This window comes from Pseudoduganella sp. RAF53_2 (assembly GCF_052113985.1).
GTDB lineage: Bacteria > Pseudomonadota > Gammaproteobacteria > Burkholderiales > Burkholderiaceae_D > Rugamonas.
In genome coordinates, this window is the sequence record NZ_JBFRDW010000041.1 from 1 (window position 1) to 17,042 (window position 17,042).

Sequence of the window (17,042 nt, forward strand, 5' to 3'; positions counted from 1 at the left end):
GCCGGTGGCTTGTGGGGCCGCGATCCCTTCGTATCGAACCTGGGCAGCGTGGGCTTTGCGCGCACGGTGACGCCGGAATCCTGGCTGTCCACCTGGTCCGGGCTGTCGTCGAACGCCTCGATCGAGAAGTGCGGCGCGTCCATGACCCAGCCGACGCTGGTCATCTACTACACCGGCGACCAGGCCACTTTCCCGTCCGATATGGAGCAGATCTACAAGCAGATCGGCAGCGCCGACAAGGTGATGCATTCCGTACGCGGCAACCACCATGGCGCCGCGCTGGCCGAAGGCGAACAGCCGGGCCGCGTTATCGCTGCGCAGCACATCGGCAACTGGCTGCGTGCATTCAACTGAGAGAAAACCATGACGAAGACTATTCCAATGCCCGCACTGTGCGGCGTACATCACACTGCGCGCCCCACCTGGAAACTGGCCGAGACGGTGCATTTCTATCGCGATTTGCTTGGCCTGCCGCTGGTGCACGCCGTTTCCGCCCGTGGCTGGGGGCCGCACGCGCATCCCGACTTCCTGCACTTCTTCTTTGATGCGGGCCGTGGCGCCACCATCGCCTTCTTCTACTACATCGGCACGGAACGCCCGGATTGGCTGCCGGTGCGCGACCACACTTTTGACCTGGCCACCCACACCGCGTGGCGTGTCGATACGCAGGAAGAGCTGCTGGCATGGCGCGACCGCGCCGAAAAGATGGGCGTGCCGCTGCGCATGCAGGTGCGCCATGAGGTGATCGAGTCGCTGTACTTCGAGGACCCGAACGGCTATCCCGTCGAAATCACCATGCAGCTGCGCGACTTCGGCAAGCAAGACGCGGTGGATGCGACCAATACCATCGAAGCTGCCATCGCCATGGAGAAGGCAGGCAAGGACTTCAAGACGATTGACGACGTCTGGCTGCGCAAGGGCCGTTCGGTCGGGGAAACGCGCAGCGCGGCGGCTTCCGCCTTCGTGCTGGACGTGCCGGAATTCCGTCCGCTGGTTGACGCAGCCCGCGCACACGGCGGCTATACCACCACCGAGCTGGAGAACGGTTATATCCGCATCGATGGCAATCCGACTTTGCAGTTCAACCGCAAGGAACTGGGTGTCAAGCCTGCCGTCTGGTACGGCGTGCTGACCGGCGGTTTTGCCGGACGCATTGAGCGCTTCGACATGAATGAGCTGGTCATCGGCGCGGCGGAGGCGGCATGAAGGTTGCGATTGTAGGCGGCGGTCCATCCGGCCTGTTCCTCGCCATCCTGCTGCGCAAGCGCCTGCCGGACATCGGCATCACGGTGTATGAGCAGAATGCGCGCGATGCCACTTACGGCTTCGGTGTCGGCCTGGCGGAAGGCGGTCTGGCGCGGCTGGAGGCGGCCGATGCCGCCGTCACCACGGATATCGTGAAGGCCCTGAGTTTCTTCAAGGAGCAGGTGATCAATACCCGCGACACGCCCATCAGCGTGCGCGTGCCGGGGCCGGGCGCGGGTACGCTGCCGCGCATCGCGCTGCTCGGCATCCTGCGCAAGCATGCTGCGGAACTGGATATCGATGTGCGCTACGAAGTGCGCCTGACCGATGTCGCCACGCTGGATGCGGACCTGGTGGTCGCGGCCGACGGCGTGAACTCCGTGGTGCGCGACAGCGCGAAGGAGGGCTTCGGCACCACGCGCCGTACGTTGAGCAATCACTTTGCCTGGTTCGGCACAAGCAAGGTGTTTCCGACGGCGGCACTGGTCTTCCGCAAATACAAAGGCGGCTACTTCGTGGCGCACTACTACCCGTACAGCGACTCGATGAGCACCTTCGTGGCTGAATGCGACGACCGCACCTGGCAGGAGCTGGGCATCGAGGCGATGTCGCTGGAAGAGCGCAAAGCCATGTTCGAAGCCATCTTCGCGCCGGAGCTGGATGGCCATGCGCTGATCTCGAACAACACCACCTGGCGCCAGTTCGACGTCATCCGCAACGCCAACTGGTTCAGCGGACGCACCGTGCTGATCGGCGATGCGCTGAGCAGCGCCCATCCCTCGATCGGCTCCGGCACGCGCATCGCGATGGAGGATGCGATTGCGCTGGCGGAAGCCATCTGCGCCCATCCGCAAGACGTTGCGGCGGCGCTGGAAAGCTATGTCGCCAAACGTCGTCCGGAAAAGGAAAAGCTGATCGGCGCTTCGGAGATTTCGGCCATGTGGTACGAGGAATTCCCGCGCTGGATGGACAGCTACGGCCCGCATGAATTCATCTACCGTTTCATGACGCGCACGGGCCGCATCAACCCGGACCGCCTGCGCGCCCAGTTTCCGGAGCTGATGCAAAAGATCGAAGCCTCCGGCGAATTGCCGGAACTGGCGGACACGCCATGAACGGCGCCGCCGAGTATGTGCTGAGCAGCGTGCCCTTCGTGGTGCGCCGCACTGCGCGCTGGTCCGACTGCGACCCGGCCGGCATCGTGTACACGGGCCGCTATACCGAGTACCTGCTGGACTCAGCGCGCCTGTTCGCCAACCACATCGCGGATGGCGACATGGCAGCACTGGCTCGGCGGGAAGGCATCAGCACACCGGCGCGCGGCATGGCGCTCGAATTCATGCGGCCAATGGCGCCGGGCGATGTGGCGGACATCCGCTACTGCGTCGGCGAGATCCGCGAGCACAGCTTCGAGCTGCACTGCCAGGCCAGCGGGCTCGCTGGCGAACCGCTGTTCGCAGGCCGGTGCACGCTGATCTGCATCGACAGGGAAAACAAAACCAAGGTTCCCATTCCGCAGGCATTGCGTGAAGCGCTGCTGCGGCACACATCATAATCAGGAGACAAACAATGGAAGTTGGCGTGAAATACCGCATGCCGGGCGTGGTCTATCCACCTCAGCATGAACTGGAAGCCTATGTGCGGGATGGCCTGCTGGGCAAGGAAACCATGCCCGGCGCTTTGCACGCAGCCTTTGCTCGTTACGCGGACAAAGTGGCCTTGACCGGTCCGGAAGGCGATATCACTTTCCTTGAACTGCATGAGCGCACGGAGCGTCTGGCCGCAGGCCTGTTGAAGCTGGGCCTGAAGCAGTACGACCGTGTGGTGTTCCAGCTGCAGAACTGCTATGAGCTGGTGTACGCCGTGGTGGCCTGCTGGAAGGCCGGCCTGATCCCGATCTGCACACTGGCAGCGCACCGCGAAAAGGAAATCGGCTACCTCGCCAATCACGCCAAGGCCAAAGCCTGGATCATCCAGGGCGATAACGCGAAATTCGACATGGTCGCCTTCGCGGAAAGGCTCAAGGCCCAGATTCCCAGCATGGAGCACATCATCATCGCCCGCGCCAAGCGCAAAGGCCTAATGGGATTGTTCTCGAAAAAGACGGAGGGTCTTCACCTGGAAGATCTGATGGAATCGGTCAGTTTCGAAGACGCCAGGCGAATGCTGGAACCCATCGAGCACGATCCCTACCAGGTGGCAGTATTCCAGCTGTCCGGCGGCACCACCGGCGTGCCGAAGATCATCCCGCGCTTTCACAGCGAATATTCCTACAACATGCGCATGGTGGCGCGCGCCCACGGCTGGACCGAAAAGGACGTGCTGTTCCTGCCACTGCCGATGATCCACAACGCGAATATGGTGTGTGGCTGGGGCCCGGCGCTGCTGAGCGGCATGCGCAACATCATCACGCCGGAAGTGAATCCGGCCGTGTTCTTCAAGGTGATGGCATTCTACAAACCGACCTGGATTGGTCTGGTGCGTCCCATCATGCTCAAGCTGCAGGAAGCGATCGCGGGCAAGCTGCTGAACTTCAAAGGCGTGAAGATCATCAGCACCAACGGTTCGGACATCGTGCGGCGCGACCTGCAAACGGTCGGCATCCACGTGTTTGGCATGACGGAAGGCCTGGTAACCTTCACCCGTCAGAGCGACTCGGACGAAGTGCGCGACCGCTCGGTGGGTTACCCGATCAGCGAAATGGATCAGGTCAAGCTGCTCAAGCCCGGCACGGAAGAAGAAGTGGCGGTGGGCGAAGTGGGCGAATTGGCCGCGAAAGGCCCGTACACCTTCCATGGCTATTACGACGCGGAAGAGCGCAACCGCCAGGTGTTCACCAGCGATGGCTTCTACCGCTCGGGCGACCTGATTTCTTCGCGCAAGATCGATGGCCGTGTGTATTACTACTTCGAAGGCCGCATCAAGGACGTGATCGACCGCAGCGGCGAGAAGATCAACTGCGAAGAAGTGGAAGCCTGCCTGTCTAGCCATCCCGCAGTGGCGGATTGTGCGCTGGTGCCGATGCCGAGCGAGATGCACGGCGAACAGGCCTGCGCCTACGTGGTCCTGCGCGGTAAGCACAAGGTGCCAAGCGTGGAAGAAATGGGCCGCCACCTGGAAGCACTTGGCCTCGCAAAGTATAAATGGCCGGAACGCATCGAAGCGATTGACGCCATTCCGACTACCAAGGTCGGCAAGCCGGACAAGCAGCCATTGCGCAACATGATCGCGGGCCTGGTCGAACAGGAAAAGCGGGTGCGGGCATGATCAGCAAATGGCGCCTGGCGGGCATTGTGGCGGGAGGCGCGATTGGCCTCGGCAGCGGCGTGGGGCCGCTGTTCACCGCGACCGTCGGCGTGTTCCTGTATCCGCTGGCGCAGGAATTCGGCTGGGGGAGGGCAGAGACGGCCCTGTCTTTCGGTAGCGCCATGCTGGGGATAGCGCTGGCCAGTCCATTGGTTGGCCTGCTGATTGACCGCCATGGCGTGCGGCGTGTCGCTCTGTTGTCGGCCTGTTTGATGGCAGCCTGCCTGGGGGCGCTGACGCTGCAGACCGGCGACGTTGCCGCCTGGGCCGCCCTGGCGCTGGCCATCGGTTTGCTGGGCGCCGGTACTTCACCGCTTGGCTACCTGGCCGTCATGCCGCAGTGGTTCGACCGCAGGCTCGGCCTGTCGCTTGGCCTGGCCATGTCCGGTCTTGGCCTCGGCATGGTTGGCATGCCGCTGCTGGCGCAGAAGCTGATTGCCGCAGGCGGCTGGCGCGTCGCCTATCTGGGATTGGCTCTGTTCGCGCTATGCGCCGCCTTGCTGGCGTCAGCGCTGCTGCACGAACGGCAGGCCGGCGCGTCCGCGCCTCGCAACGCAGCGGGCGGCGGTCTGGCGGTGCGGGAAGTGGATGGCCTGACGCTGCGTGAAGGCTTGCGTTCTCCGCGTCTGTGGCTGATCGTGGGGGCCTTCCTGGTGGCGTCGATCGCGACGCTATCCATGGGGCCGCACCTGCCCGCGCTCTTCGTCGACAAGGGCTACACACCAGAGGAAGCAGCGAAAGGCGTGTCGCTGATGGGCATTGGACTGTTCATCGGACGCATTCTGACAGGCCTGCTGCTGGACCGGCTGCACGCTCCGCTCGTTGGCGCGGCCTTCATGTTTGCAGGCGCCGCCGGTTTGGTGGTCCTGGGCAGTACCAGCGATTACCAGCTGCTGCTGGCGGGCGGCGCCTTGATCGGCCTGGCCATCGGGGCGGAAGGCGACCTGATTTCCTAYCTCGTACGCAGCTATTTCGGCTTGCGCGCTTTCGGCGCGCTGTATGGCATCGCGTTTGCCGCCTATGCACTGGGCGGCGTCATCGGACCGGTGGCGATGGGCCGCTACTTCGACCTCACTGGCCACTATCGGCTGGTACTTGAACTCTATCCGTGGATGCTGGGCGCGGCGGGCCTGGCCCTGCTCACGCTTGGCCGTTATCGCCAGGCTTCGCCGTTCCGTGCTGCGGCATAAAACAAGAGCGCATATAAATCACAATTGGGAGACTTCATGAAGTACAGGATTTTCAAGGCTGCCGCCGGGCTGGCGTCGTGTGCGCTGGCGTGCGGCCCGGCATGGGCGCAATCGTCCGTGACGGTGTATGGCCTGCTGGATGCGGCAGTTGACCACATCAGCAAGACTGAAGGCAATGCCGCCGGCACCGTGTTCGGCATGAATGGCACGACGCCGCTGCCCAATGCGGTGTCCGCCCCATCGCAAAGCGTCACCCGCATGACGCCGAGCCTGTCGCAGCAAAGCTTTTTTGGCTTCAAAGGTGTGGAAGACCTGGGCAATGGCTGGAAAGCGAACTTCATATTGGAAGGCGGCCTGCAGATCGATGGCGGCATCACGACCAATGATGGACGCCTGTTCGGCCGCCAGGCCTATGTGGCGCTGACCACGCCCGTGGGTGAAGTGCGTCTCGGCCGCCAGGCATCGCCGATGATGATCGGCTACTACCTCGCCACCACGGACAAACTGGGTTCTTCCGACATCATGGCGCGCGGCCTGGTGACCAACAGCCTGCAGATGTTCCAGGATAACGCGGTCACTTACGCTGTGATGAAAGGCCCATGGGTCGGCTTCCTGACCTATTCGACCAATGCCGGTGTCCCGGCCATCATCAGCCCTGCGCGGTCGACGGCCACGCCGACTACGCCGCCGGCCACCCCCGCCACCGGGCAGATTCTGGGTGGTCTGACGGCTGGCGCGGAATCGGCGGACCATCGTGGCCGGTCTATCGGCGCCTTGCTCGCCTACACCAACGATGAAGTGACGCTGACGGCATCCTACGACCGTAATGAGCTGCGCGCGCCGATGGGCTTTGTCAGCAGCACCGGTTTCGTGCCGCTGGTGAAGGCGAACTCCTATCACGCGGCCATGGTTGGCGCGAAGTACACCTTTGCCGGCACCGGCACCACGGTGGCGGCGAACTACCACACGGGCACCTTCAAATTCGAAGGTCCGGAAAATCCGAAGGTCGACACCTACGCCATCGGTGCGCGCCAGCCTTTCGGCAACTGGACCTTGATCCTGGCCGGCATGATGACCAAGTTCACCAATTTCACGCAGGGTAAGGACAAGGGCGCGGTAATTGGTCTGGACTACGACTTGTCCAAGCGTACCACTCTGTACATGCGCAGCGGCTTTGTAAAGGATGACCGCGGCCGCATCATTCGCGGCACCCTGACGCCGGTGCCGATTGCGGGAGGCCCGACGGTGCTGCTGGTGCCGATCGGCGCCAACGAGATCCCTCTGTTCTCTGGCGCGGGCACCAATATGGACGCACGCACAACCATCATCAGCGTCGGCATGCGCCACGCTTTCTGAGTCTCGTGGAAGCGGGCTCCCTCGCCCGCTTACTCCTCCTTCCAGTGGGAAGGATTTGCCCGCAGCGGCGACGCTGCGGGATTTTTTCGATGTGAGTAAATGATGAAGATTGAGTCTTGCAGCCATGAGCTGCTGCGCTACCAGCTGGCAAAGCCGGTGGGCGGTTCCGGCGTGTCCAGCGTTGACGTGCTGCTGACGCAGGTGACGCTGCAAGATGGTTGCACGGGCCTGGGTTTTTCTTATGTGCTGGCAGGGTCGGGCGCCCCAATGCTGGCGTGCGCGCGCATGCTGTCGGCGACGCTCGCAGGCGCCGAACTGTTTCATCCCGCCGCTACCTGGCGGGGCTTGAACGGTACGTTGAACCGTAGCCGCCGCGGACCAAATTATCTGGCGCTGGCCGCCATCGATATGGCCTTGTGGGACGCTTACGCCCGCACGCGCGGCGAACCGCTGGGCGTCGCCATGGGCGGCGAACCACGCAGCGTGCCGGTATATGGCAGCGGAGGCTATCATGCCGGCCAGTCCGCGCACGAAGTGGCCGACGTCACGCGCACCCACGTGGCCGCCGGCTTCCGTGGAGTGAAGCCGCGTGTCGACGGCAGCCGCAAGGGCGCCACGCTGCTGCAGGCGGCGCGTGATGCAGCGCCGTCGCATATTGAATTGATGTGCGATGCGAACGAGAAGTGCAGCGCGGTGCAGGCGCGCCGTCTGCTGGAGGTGGCACAGGATGCGGGCTATCTCTTTGTCGAGGAGCCGCTGCCGGCATCGGATATTGCGGGTTACCGGGTCTTGGCGCGTGCCTTCCCTTATATGGCGGCGACAGGCGAACATCTGCAAGGCGCCGACGAGTGTTTGCCCTTCGTCTCCGAAGGCTTGTGCAGCGTGCTCCAGCCTGACCTGGCACTGATCGGTGGCCTGACGCCTGCGCTGGAAGCGGCGCGGCTGGCGTCCGCTTTCGGCATCAACGTGGCGCCGCATTTTCTTCCCGGCCTGTTCGTGCATCTGGCCTGGGCCTGTCCGAACGTGAACTGGCTGGAGGACTTTCCTTTGCTGGAGCCGCTGTTCGAAGGCTGGCCATCGATGACCAAGGGTTGTCTGATCGGGCGCGTTGAGCCGGGACATGGCCTGACGCTGGCGTCGGACGTGCTTGAGCGCTACGCCGTCACTACATCAATCTGAGGAGAATACCAATGGCGTTACCTGAAATTCTGAATGGCCGTCTGACGCTGCCGGTCATTGCAGCACCGATGTTCCTGGTGTCCAGCACCGAATCCGTGATCGCGCAATGCCAGGCTGGCGTGGTCGGCTCCGTGCCAGCGCTGAATGCGCGCTCAACCGACGTGCTGGAAGAGTGGATCATCAATATCAAGGCCGCACTGGCGGAAGGCGAAGCGGCGCCGTTTGCCGTCAATATCGGCATCCATCCCGCCAACAGACGCGTGGAGTCYGACCTGGAAGTGTGCATCCGCCATCGGGTGCCGATCATTATCACTTCCCTGCGCGCCTCGCGCGAGCTGGTGCAGCAGGTGCATGCATACGGTGGCATCGTGCTGCACGATGTGACCACGGTGCGCCATGCGCGCAAGGCGCTGGAAGCGGGCGTCGATGGCCTAGTGCTGGTCGCTGCGGGTGCCGGGGGCCACGGCGGTGCGTTGAATCCGATGGCGCTAGTGGGCGAGGTGCGCAGCTTCTATAACGGCTTGCTGGTGCTGGCGGGCGCGGTCAGCAGCGGTGGCGATGTGCTGGCGGCACAAGCGATGGGCTGCGACCTCGCCTATATGGGCACGCGCTTCCTGGCCACGACCGAAACGGCGGCGGCGGACGCCTACAAGCGCATGGTGGTCGGCAGCGGCTCGGCCGACATCGTCAACACGCCTTATTTCTCGGGGCTTCCTGCCAACTATCTGCGCGGCTCCATCGCCGCCAGCGGGCTTGATCCCGACAATCTGCCGGCACAGGATACGGAAGGCAGCATGGCGGCGCGCGGCCGCTGGAAGGATATCTGGGGCGCTGGACAGGGTGCGGGCTGTGTGCGCGAAGTCCTGCCGACACGGCAATTGGTCAGCCGCCTGGTGGACGAATACCGTAGTGCCGCCTGCCGCTTGCTGAAAGACGTGCAAGGCTAAGCGCCACTGTTGCGCAAGTGCGTCCATAGCGCCTCGCCGGCGCGGCTCAGAGGGACGTGCTTGCGGCGGCACAGCGCCACGTCAATGCGTGCGTCCGCCGGCAGTGCGATGCGCGCAACCTGGCTGGCATGTGCTTCGGCGGCGTTATCGAGCAGGGTTGCGACACCCACGCCGTGTTCGGCCAGGCCGACGATGAGCGGCACCGTCTCAACCTCCATCGCAACCTGCATCTTGGCGTGCAGCCGCGTTGATGCATGCTCCAGCACTTGCCGCATGTAGTAATCCTGCGGGAACAGAATGAGCGGGTGCTCGAACAGCTGCTGCCAGCTGAGTGACTTCATGCGCGACAGGGCCGAGCGCTTGGCAACGCAAGCGACGATCTTGTGACTGCTGATGTGCTCAGCGTGCAAGTCGTCCGAATTGCGCCAATCCGAGATCAGGCCGAAGTCGATCTGGCCACTGCGGATTTCCTCCTCGATCGCCTTGGCGCCCGCCTGGCGCACCGACAGTGAAATACCTGGGTATTTGCGGCGAAAGCTGCTCAGCATCGGCGGCAGCACATAGCCGCCGACCATCGCCGGCGCGCCCAGTGTGATGTGGCCCGACGCGAGCTTATTGAAGGCGCTGATGTCCTGGCGCGCATTTTCCAGCTGCGACAACACCGCTTCGGCGTGGCGTACCAGCACATGACCTTCATCGGTCAGCGTGGCGCCGGACTTGTCGCGCACGAAAAGCTTGGCATCCAGCGAATCCTCCAGCTTGTGGATGGCGAGACTAACGGCTGGTTGTGCCATCGGCAGCTTTTCGGCCGCGGCCGTGAAGCTGCCGTGCCGGGCAACGGCGAGGAAGATTTCGAGCTGGCGCAGGTTCATGGTGGCATACCTAGAATATATGGATGGTATTTATTTTATATATTTTTCATATGTTCGGCACCGAACTATACTGGGTTTCATGGAAGGGGAGGTCATCATGAACATCAACTGCCGCGCGCTATTCAAGCTGTTTTCGCAAATGGCGCTTTTGGGATTCGGGGGCGTTCTGCCGTTTGCCTACCGCTACCTGGTTGAGCGGGCGCGCTGGCTGACTGCTGAGGAATTCGGTGCCCTGCTTGGTGTCGCCCAGCTTCTGCCCGGCCCGACGATCTGCAATCTGGCTGTGATTGTCGGACAGCGATTCGCAGGAACGCGCGGTGCGATGGCTGCTCTGGCTGGATTGCTGGTGGCGCCGTTCTTCATTGTGATTGCGTTGGGCGTGGCTTACCAACAATTGGCCACCTCCGCCTTATTCGCCAATGCGCTGCACGGCATGGCGGCCGTCGCGGCGGGCTTGATTCTCGCCACGGCTGCCAAGCTGGCGCACGGCATGTGGAAGCAGGGCGCAGCGCGATCTGCCGCGCCCGAAACCGTCGGCGCGCCGGGCACGCCCGGCTCGTCCGCGGCCGCGAACGATGAAACGCATATCGCTCGGCAAATAGCGCAGTTTGTCCTGCTGGCGATGGCCTTCTTCGGCCTGGGCGTGATGAAGCTTAGTCTGGTGACGGTGGTCTGTGCGCTGGCGCCGTTTGGATTCGTGATGTTTGCATTCGTATGGAGGCTGCCTTGAGCTACGCCAAACTCGGAGGCCTGTCGCTGCACCTGGCCATTCTTTCACTGAGCGCGATTGGCGGTGGCGTAGTGCTGGTGGCACCGGATATACATCATTACGTGGCGGTACAGAACCATTGGCTGACCAGCGAGGAGTTTTCCGCCATGTACGCGCTGGCGCAAGCCGCGCCCGGCCCCAACGTTTTATTTGTCACACTGGTCGGATGGCTGATCGCAGGTCTGCCGGGAGCACTGGCGACAACGCTGGCGGTGATTTTGCCGTCATCGCTCTTTGCGCTGGGCGCTGCGAAGCTCGCCCAGCGGCGCGGCGTGGACGCCGCCAAACCGGCGTCGCGCTGGACGCAAGCCTTGCGTCACACGCTGGCGCCGATGTCGGCGGGCATGCTGGCTGCCGCTGCCTGGAGCTTCCTCAGCATGTCCGGCGCCGGCCTGCTGGCGGTCGGGCTTGCGCTCCTTGCGGCAGCAATCGTGTACGGCACAAAAATCAACCCCGTCTACCTGATCGCCGCCGGCGCGCTGGCCGGCGCTGCGGGCATACTTTGAAGGACAGAGCCATGAGCACAACTGATCAACTCTTTACCAAGCAATCCGACGCCTACCGCGCCGCGCGTCCCGGCTACGACCCGCAACTGTTTGCCTGGCTGGCCGAACTGGCGCCGGGCAGGGCGCTGGCCTGGGAGGCCGGTTGCGGCTCCGGCCAGGCCACCATCGATGTGGCAAAGCATTTCGACAAGGTCATCGCCACCGATGTCAGCCAGCCCCAGATCGACCGCGCGCCCGCTGCGGCAAATGTCAGCTACCGCTGCGAGCCCTCGCAGCAAAGCAGCCTCGAAGCAGGCAGTGTCGATCTCACCCTGGTGGCACAGGCACTGCACTGGTTCGACATTGATGGCTTCTACAACGAAGTGCGCCGCGTCAGCAAACCGGGCGCGCCGCTGGCCGTGATCTCATACAACCTGCTGGAAGCGAGTCCGCAAGTCGATGTGCTGATCCACAAACTGTATAACGAAGTTTTGAACGGCTACTGGGCGCCGGAGCGCGCCCACGTGGAAAACGGCTATCGCTCGATTCCCTTCCCATTCCAGCGCATTGAAACGCCCGCCGCCATGCTCACGGCGCAATGGGACCTGAAGCGCTTCATGGCTTACCTGGAAAGCTGGTCTGCGATTCAGACCTACAAAGAAAAAAACGGCGCCGATCCACTGGCGCCGTTCCGTGATGAATTCGCACGCTGCTGGGGCGACCCGCAGCGCCTGATGACGATTAACTGGCCGCTTTCGGTGCGAGTTGGTGTGGTTGACGGTAAGCCCACACCAGCATAGCGATCGCCGCCAGAATCATCGGCAGGGACAGCATCTGGCCGGAAGTGACCGGAATGCCGGCCACATTGATTTCCCAGTCCGGCGTGCGGAAATACTCGGTGAAGAAACGCGCGCAGCCATACAGCAGCGTGTACATCGCGCCAACCGCCAGCCGCGGGCGCTGCTTGCGCGCATACGGCCACAGAATGCAGAACACCAGGATGCCATCCACCAGCATCTGGTAAATCGGCGAAGGATGGCGCGGCAGTGCATCCACGTTCGGCCAGATCATCGCCCAGGGCAGGTCCGGATTGGTCACCACGCGGCCCGGCAGCTCGGCATTGATGAAGTTACCCAGACGTCCGCAGGCATAGCCCAGCGGGACCATCGGCGCGATGAAGTCATACACGTCCAGCAGGTTGCGCTTCGTTTTGCGCGACCACAGCGCCATGGCGATCAGCACGCCGAGGAAGCCGCCGTGGAAGGACATGCCGCCGTGCCAGACCATAAAGATCTCTTGCGGATTGGAGAAGAAGAAGCCCGGACGGTAGAACAGCACCTCGCCCAGACGGCCGCCGACAATCACGCCCAGCATGCCGTAGAAAAGCATATCGTCCAGATCCTGATTTTTCCATCCCTGGGCGGCGATATGGGGCTGCTTGATGCGCACGCGACCCAGCGCGATGAACAAAGCAAAGGCCAGTACATACATCAGGCCATACCAATGGACTGCGACCGGGCCAAGCTGGAAAGCGACCGGATCGGGCATCGGGTGAACAAGCGGCATTCAGACTCTCTTTCTCATCAAATCGAGGAAGCCCCGCAGCACGGGCGAGGCATTGTCGCGGCGCCAGGCCAGGCCGGTTTCGACCATTGGCGAGTGCTGCGCGAGCGGCCGGTATTCTACTCCTGGCCGTCTCAGATTCGACACGGATTGTGGCACAAGTGCGATGCCCATGCCAGCCGAAACCAGGCTGACGATGGTCTGCATTTGTATCGCCTCCTGACCGATGACGGGCGTAATGCCCGCGCTGCGGAAAACGGCCAGGATAGAGTCATACAAGCCGGGCGAAATCGTCCGGGGGAAGATGATGAGTGGGAGATTGGGCAGCTCGCGCAAGGTGGCCATGTGGACGCCCTTTAATTCCGGTAGCCCCGCCGGGGAGGCCAGGATCAAGGGCTCGCTCAGGACCGACATGTAATCCAGCTCCTGCTTGGCCTTATCCGGCAGAGGAGGAATCAGTAAGCCGGCATCGACGCGGTTCTGCAGCAGATCATCCAGCTGCACATCGGAGGTGGCCTCCTTCAGGGTGATCTGTACATGGGGAAAAGCGGCGCGGTAGGCGCGCAGGGAGGGCGGCAGCACGCTGTAGTCGGCCGAAGACACGAAAGCCAGCGAAAGATGCCCCACGGCGCCCGTAGCGGCCTTCTGCACCAGTTCCGGCAGTTGCTGCGCCTGGACCAGCAGGCGGCGGGCTTCGGGCAGCAGGGCCTCGCCGGCGGGCGTCAGGGCCACGCCGCGGCGGTTGCGGTCGAACAGGTCGGCGCCCAGCATCTCCTCCATAGCGAGAATGGTCTGGGACAGGGGCGGTTGCGTCATGTGCAGGCGTCGAGCGGCCCGCCCGAAGTGCAATTCCTCGGCGACGGTGACGAAATAACGTAGTTGGCGCAGTTCGATATTGGTTGCCATGATATGTTTTGCGACTCACTGATATGCGAATCATATATTTGACAACATGGCGGTGGCAAGGCAAGCTGAAAGTTCTTGATAGAGGAGAACGTCATGCCCCAATACCGCTCACGTACAACCACCCAAGGCCGCAATATGGCAGGCGCGCGCGCTTTGTGGCGCGCGACTGGCATGAAGGACGGCGACTTCGAGAAGCCAATTATTGCTGTGGTGAACTCTTTCACCCAGTTTGTACCGGGCCACGTCCATCTGAAGGACCTGGGCCAGCTGGTAGCGCGCGAGATCGAAGCATCCGGCGGCGTTGCCAAAGAATTCAACACGATCGCCGTTGACGACGGCATCGCCATGGGACACGGCGGCATGCTGTATTCCCTGCCATCGCGCGACCTGATCGCGGATTCGGTGGAATACATGGTCAATGCGCACTGTGCGGACGCCATGGTCTGCATTTCCAACTGCGACAAAATCACGCCGGGGATGCTGATGGCGGCCATGCGCCTGAATATTCCGGCGGTGTTCGTGTCGGGTGGTCCGATGGAAGCCGGCAAGGTGATCAAGTCTGTGAATGGCGGCGAAAAGATCATCAAGCTGGATCTGATCGACGCCATGATCAAGGCGGGTGATTCTTCGGTTTCGGACGCGGATGTGGCGGAGACTGAGCGCTCGGCCTGTCCGACCTGCGGTTCCTGCTCGGGCATGTTCACCGCGAACTCGATGAACTGTCTGACCGAGGCGCTGGGCCTTTCCCTGCCGGGCAATGGCACCATCGTCGCAACCCACAGCGACCGCAAGGAGCTGTTCCTGCGCGCGGGCCGCCTGATCGTCGAACTGGCCAAGCGCCACTACGAGCAGGATGACTACACGGTGCTGCCGCGTTCCATCGCCACCAAGGAAGCATTCGAGAACGCGATGGCGCTGGATGTGTCGATGGGCGGCTCCACCAACACCGTGCTGCACCTGCTGGCTGCGGCGCACGAAGCGCAAGTGCCGTTCACGATGGCGGATATCGACCGCATCTCGCGCAAGGTGCCTTGCCTGTGCAAGGTCGCGCCGATGACGGACAAGTTCCACATCGAAGACGTGCACCGCGCGGGCGGCATCATTTCGATCCTGGGCGAGCTGGCGCGCGCCGGCCTGCTGGACGTGTCGCAGCACACGGTGCACAGCAAGACCATCGGCGAGGCGATTGAAAAATACGATATCAAGCGTAGCGACGACCAGGCGGTGCACCAGCTGTTCCGCGCCGCGCCGGGCGGCGTGCCGACCCAGGTGGCGTTCTCGCAATCGGAGCGTTATGCCTCTTCGGATCTGGATCGTTCCAGTGGTTGCATCCGCGACCTTGAGCACGCGTATTCGAAGGACGGCGGTCTGGCTGTGTTGTACGGGAATATCGCGGAGAAGGGCTGCATCGTGAAGACGGCGGGTGTGGACGAGTCCATCCTGAAGTTCAGCGGCAAGGCGCGCGTGTTCGAAAGCCAGGATGAGGCGGTGGAGAATATCCTCGGCGACAAGGTGCAGGCGGGCGATGTTGTGATCATTCGCTATGAAGGTCCGAAGGGTGGACCGGGTATGCAGGAGATGCTGTATCCGACTTCGTACATCAAATCCAAGGGCCTGGGCAAAGCTTGCGCGCTGTTCACGGACGGCCGCTTCTCGGGCGGTTCGTCGGGCCTGGTGATCGGCCACGCATCGCCGGAAGCAGCGGAAGGCGGCGCAATTGGACTGGTGCAGGAAGGTGACATGATCGACATCGACATCCCGGCGCGCACCATCAACCTGCGCGTTTCGGCCGAAGAACTGGCGCATCGCCGCGCCAGGATGGAAGAGCGCGGCGCCGACGCATGGAAACCGCTGAACCGCAACCGCGTCGTTTCGCAAGCCCTGCAAGCGTACGCCGCCTTAACGACCTCCGCCGACCGCGGCGCCGTCCGCGACCTCACCCAGCTCCACCGCTAACACCCTGGGGTCAGATCCGACATTCGGACATTTTTTGTGTCCGCTATGACGGCTCTGGTCCTGGGCTGCGAATTTGGACTCATTTTGCGAGTTTCTTAAGCCGCACAAGGGTCATGGCGCAGCACCGGCGCGTTGAATTTGCGCGCAAAGTAAAAATTGTCCGAATGTCGGATCTGACCCCACGGTGGGGTTATTTCTTTTTTTTATCGCCGAAGCTTTGTTTGACGCGGTCTTTGCGGCGTTGCGCATCGACATCGTGGGCTTTGCGTTTGTCGAGGCCGAGCATGGGTTCGATGAATTCGAACCAGATGAAGGCCACCACCATCAGCCCGATAATCCACAGCCATGGCAGCTCGGCAAATTTCCAGACTTCGAAATACTTCAGCGCACACAGCGCCACGATAACAAGAATGATAGGCATTGGTCTCTCCCCCGATAACGCCATCTTACAAAAGATTCTGCTTGTCGTGGAGCAATATTCGCCAGCGAGTCAACCCACCCGGCCAACTCCGCGTTGATTTCGCACAAGCCTGCGTATTAACCGTTAGAATTGTGGCAGGATTTACTTTGGAGAAAATGATGAAACGTTCCCTGATGGTTGGTATGTTGCTCGCTTCTGCCTTCGCTTCGCAAGCCGCTTTCGCTAACGCGGATCTGGCCAAAGCCAAGAATTGCATGGCTTGCCACGCTGTTGCGAACAAGCTGGTCGGCCCTGCGTACAAGGATGTCGCGGCGAAATATGCCGGCCAGAAAGACGCCGAGGACAAGCTGGTGCAGAAAGTGATGAAGGGCGGTTCCGGCAACTGGGGCGCCATCCCGATGCCTGCTAATCCGCAGGTGTCCGAAGCCGAAGCGCGTACCCTGGTGAAATGGGTGCTGGCGCAGAAGTAATCGCGATAAGCACGCGCCAAAGAAAAAGCCGGGAATCATCCCGGCTTTTTTTATTTCACGACTTCAATCCGTGACTTCTTGCCGTTCTTGAACGTGAACAGCGTCAGCGCTCCATCCTTGATGTCGCCATACTGGTCGAACGCAATCAGGCCGCTGTTGCCCTGGTACTTCACTTTGAACAGGGATGGCAGGTATTTGGCAGGATCGGCGGACTTGGCCTCGGCCATCGCYGTCGCCATCGCCATCACCGCATCATAGCCATACGGCGCGTAGATCTGCACGTCTTTGCCGAAGCGCTTCTTGTAGCGTGCCGCGAATTCGTCGATCTTCTTTTCCTGCTCCGGCGTTACGCCTCCAGCTTCCGCGCAGGTGACGAT

The 17,042-nt window shown here is 62.2% G+C and carries 18 protein-coding genes and 1 pseudogene; 14 read left to right on the forward strand and 5 right to left on the reverse strand.

All coding sequences use genetic code 11. The features are described 5' to 3' along the window. The 9 genes and pseudogenes from AB4Z11_RS04365 to AB4Z11_RS04405 all read left to right on the forward strand — a co-directional run. Window positions 1–354 (forward strand): annotated as a pseudogene (locus AB4Z11_RS04365) (alpha/beta hydrolase); the annotation flags it as partial. A 9-nt stretch (window positions 355–363) separates the two neighbouring features. Then, the gene (locus AB4Z11_RS04370; RefSeq protein ID WP_442022985.1) at window positions 364–1,206 is read left to right on the forward strand and encodes a VOC family protein; all 843 of its coding nucleotides are present in this window, start codon (window positions 364–366) and stop codon (window positions 1,204–1,206) included. Then, window positions 1,203–2,360 carry an FAD-dependent monooxygenase gene (locus tag AB4Z11_RS04375; protein WP_442022986.1) on the forward strand — a complete coding sequence of 386 codons (1,158 nt, stop codon included), beginning with the start codon at window positions 1,203–1,205 and terminating at the stop codon, window positions 2,358–2,360. The genes AB4Z11_RS04370 and AB4Z11_RS04375 overlap by 4 nt, the downstream gene beginning before the upstream one ends. Further along, window positions 2,357–2,800 carry an acyl-CoA thioesterase gene (locus AB4Z11_RS04380; protein ID WP_442022987.1) on the forward strand — a complete coding sequence of 148 codons (444 nt, stop codon included), beginning with the start codon at window positions 2,357–2,359 and terminating at the stop codon, window positions 2,798–2,800. The genes AB4Z11_RS04375 and AB4Z11_RS04380 overlap by 4 nt, the downstream gene beginning before the upstream one ends. Window positions 2,801–2,814: 14 nt before the next feature. Beyond that, complete coding sequence (locus AB4Z11_RS04385; RefSeq protein ID WP_442022988.1) at window positions 2,815–4,512, forward strand: AMP-binding protein; 1,698 nt, start codon at window positions 2,815–2,817, stop codon at window positions 4,510–4,512. Further along, a complete protein-coding gene (locus AB4Z11_RS04390; RefSeq protein ID WP_442022989.1) occupies window positions 4,509–5,741 on the forward strand; it encodes an MFS transporter in 1,233 nt (410 codons plus the stop codon). Before AB4Z11_RS04385 ends, AB4Z11_RS04390 begins: the two co-directional genes overlap by 4 nt. A 36-nt stretch (window positions 5,742–5,777) precedes the next feature. Then, window positions 5,778–7,097, forward strand: coding sequence for a porin (locus tag AB4Z11_RS04395; RefSeq protein WP_442022990.1), 1,320 nt, complete (start codon window positions 5,778–5,780; stop codon window positions 7,095–7,097). Window positions 7,098–7,196: 99 nt separating this feature from the next. Continuing rightward, window positions 7,197–8,276, forward strand: coding sequence for a mandelate racemase/muconate lactonizing enzyme family protein (locus AB4Z11_RS04400; RefSeq protein WP_442022991.1), 1,080 nt, complete (start codon window positions 7,197–7,199; stop codon window positions 8,274–8,276). Continuing rightward, window positions 8,267–9,223: an NAD(P)H-dependent flavin oxidoreductase gene (locus AB4Z11_RS04405; protein ID WP_442023001.1), complete on the forward strand. Its 957-nt coding sequence runs from the start codon at window positions 8,267–8,269 to the stop codon at window positions 9,221–9,223. Before AB4Z11_RS04400 ends, AB4Z11_RS04405 begins: the two co-directional genes overlap by 10 nt. Here the strand turns inward: AB4Z11_RS04405 and AB4Z11_RS04410 are convergent. After that, window positions 9,220–10,095 carry a LysR family transcriptional regulator gene (locus AB4Z11_RS04410; protein ID WP_442022992.1) on the reverse strand — a complete coding sequence of 292 codons (876 nt, stop codon included), beginning with the start codon at window positions 10,093–10,095 and terminating at the stop codon, window positions 9,220–9,222. The two genes, AB4Z11_RS04405 and AB4Z11_RS04410, sit on opposite strands and share 4 nt — an antisense overlap. 97 nt (window positions 10,096–10,192) lie before the next feature. On the opposite strand from AB4Z11_RS04410, the gene AB4Z11_RS04415 reads away from it, so the two are divergent. From AB4Z11_RS04415 to AB4Z11_RS04425, 3 genes are read left to right on the forward strand one after another with little or no spacing between them, the layout of a single operon-like run. Next, the gene (locus AB4Z11_RS04415) at window positions 10,193–10,825 is read left to right on the forward strand and encodes a chromate transporter (protein WP_442022993.1); all 633 of its coding nucleotides are present in this window, start codon (window positions 10,193–10,195) and stop codon (window positions 10,823–10,825) included. Then, window positions 10,822–11,370 (forward strand): chromate transporter, encoded by a 549-nt coding sequence (locus AB4Z11_RS04420; protein ID WP_442022994.1) that lies wholly within the window; start codon window positions 10,822–10,824, stop codon window positions 11,368–11,370. Before AB4Z11_RS04415 ends, AB4Z11_RS04420 begins: the two co-directional genes overlap by 4 nt. A gap of 11 nt (window positions 11,371–11,381) precedes the next feature. Further along, window positions 11,382–12,149 carry a class I SAM-dependent methyltransferase gene (locus AB4Z11_RS04425; protein WP_442022995.1) on the forward strand — a complete coding sequence of 256 codons (768 nt, stop codon included), beginning with the start codon at window positions 11,382–11,384 and terminating at the stop codon, window positions 12,147–12,149. Here the strand turns inward: AB4Z11_RS04425 and lgt are convergent. Next, complete coding sequence (gene lgt / locus AB4Z11_RS04430) at window positions 12,091–12,915, reverse strand: prolipoprotein diacylglyceryl transferase (protein WP_442022996.1); 825 nt, start codon at window positions 12,913–12,915, stop codon at window positions 12,091–12,093. The two genes, AB4Z11_RS04425 and lgt, sit on opposite strands and share 59 nt — an antisense overlap. Beyond that, on the reverse strand, window positions 12,916–13,818 hold the full coding sequence (locus AB4Z11_RS04435) for a LysR family transcriptional regulator (protein ID WP_442022997.1): 903 nt from the start codon (window positions 13,816–13,818) through the stop codon (window positions 12,916–12,918). 93 nt (window positions 13,819–13,911) lie between these two features. Between AB4Z11_RS04435 and ilvD the strand changes: the two genes are divergently transcribed. Then, window positions 13,912–15,774: a dihydroxy-acid dehydratase gene (gene ilvD, locus AB4Z11_RS04440; protein ID WP_442022998.1), complete on the forward strand. Its 1,863-nt coding sequence runs from the start codon at window positions 13,912–13,914 to the stop codon at window positions 15,772–15,774. Window positions 15,775–15,964: 190 nt separating this feature from the next. Here the strand turns inward: ilvD and AB4Z11_RS04445 are convergent, their stop codons facing one another. Next, window positions 15,965–16,195 (reverse strand): TIGR04438 family Trp-rich protein, encoded by a 231-nt coding sequence (locus AB4Z11_RS04445; protein WP_442022999.1) that lies wholly within the window; start codon window positions 16,193–16,195, stop codon window positions 15,965–15,967. A 158-nt stretch (window positions 16,196–16,353) separates the two neighbouring features. Between AB4Z11_RS04445 and AB4Z11_RS04450 the strand changes: the two genes are divergently transcribed. Further along, window positions 16,354–16,665 (forward strand): c-type cytochrome, encoded by a 312-nt coding sequence (locus tag AB4Z11_RS04450; RefSeq protein ID WP_442023002.1) that lies wholly within the window; start codon window positions 16,354–16,356, stop codon window positions 16,663–16,665. 50 nt (window positions 16,666–16,715) lie between these two features. On the opposite strand, the gene AB4Z11_RS04455 is transcribed toward AB4Z11_RS04450, so the two are convergent. Continuing rightward, the coding region (locus AB4Z11_RS04455) for an ABC transporter substrate-binding protein (protein WP_442023000.1) at window positions 16,716–17,042 on the reverse strand (327 nt) is incomplete at its 5' end.

Excerpts from the sequence above, each read along its gene's own strand:
- AB4Z11_RS04450 (WP_442023002.1), top strand. The coding sequence starts at position 16,354 with ATGAAACGTTCCCTGATGGTTGGTATGTTGCTCGCTTCTGCCTTCGCT.
- AB4Z11_RS04380 (WP_442022987.1), top strand. The coding sequence starts at position 2,357 with ATGAACGGCGCCGCCGAGTATGTGCTGAGCAGCGTGCCCTTCGTGGTG.
- ilvD (WP_442022998.1), top strand. The coding sequence starts at position 13,912 with ATGCCCCAATACCGCTCACGTACAACCACCCAAGGCCGCAATATGGCA.
- AB4Z11_RS04400 (WP_442022991.1), top strand. The coding sequence starts at position 7,197 with ATGATGAAGATTGAGTCTTGCAGCCATGAGCTGCTGCGCTACCAGCTG.
- AB4Z11_RS04370 (WP_442022985.1), top strand. The coding sequence starts at position 364 with ATGACGAAGACTATTCCAATGCCCGCACTGTGCGGCGTACATCACACT.
- AB4Z11_RS04385 (WP_442022988.1), top strand. The coding sequence starts at position 2,815 with ATGGAAGTTGGCGTGAAATACCGCATGCCGGGCGTGGTCTATCCACCT.
- AB4Z11_RS04395 (WP_442022990.1), top strand. The coding sequence starts at position 5,778 with ATGAAGTACAGGATTTTCAAGGCTGCCGCCGGGCTGGCGTCGTGTGCG.
- AB4Z11_RS04425 (WP_442022995.1), top strand. The coding sequence starts at position 11,382 with ATGAGCACAACTGATCAACTCTTTACCAAGCAATCCGACGCCTACCGC.
- AB4Z11_RS04445 (WP_442022999.1), bottom strand. The coding sequence starts at position 16,195 with ATGCCTATCATTCTTGTTATCGTGGCGCTGTGTGCGCTGAAGTATTTC.
- AB4Z11_RS04410 (WP_442022992.1), bottom strand. The coding sequence starts at position 10,095 with ATGAACCTGCGCCAGCTCGAAATCTTCCTCGCCGTTGCCCGGCACGGC.
- lgt (WP_442022996.1), bottom strand. The coding sequence starts at position 12,915 with ATGCCGCTTGTTCACCCGATGCCCGATCCGGTCGCTTTCCAGCTTGGC.
- AB4Z11_RS04435 (WP_442022997.1), bottom strand. The coding sequence starts at position 13,818 with ATGGCAACCAATATCGAACTGCGCCAACTACGTTATTTCGTCACCGTC.
- AB4Z11_RS04375 (WP_442022986.1), top strand. The coding sequence starts at position 1,203 with ATGAAGGTTGCGATTGTAGGCGGCGGTCCATCCGGCCTGTTCCTCGCC.
- AB4Z11_RS04415 (WP_442022993.1), top strand. The coding sequence starts at position 10,193 with ATGAACATCAACTGCCGCGCGCTATTCAAGCTGTTTTCGCAAATGGCG.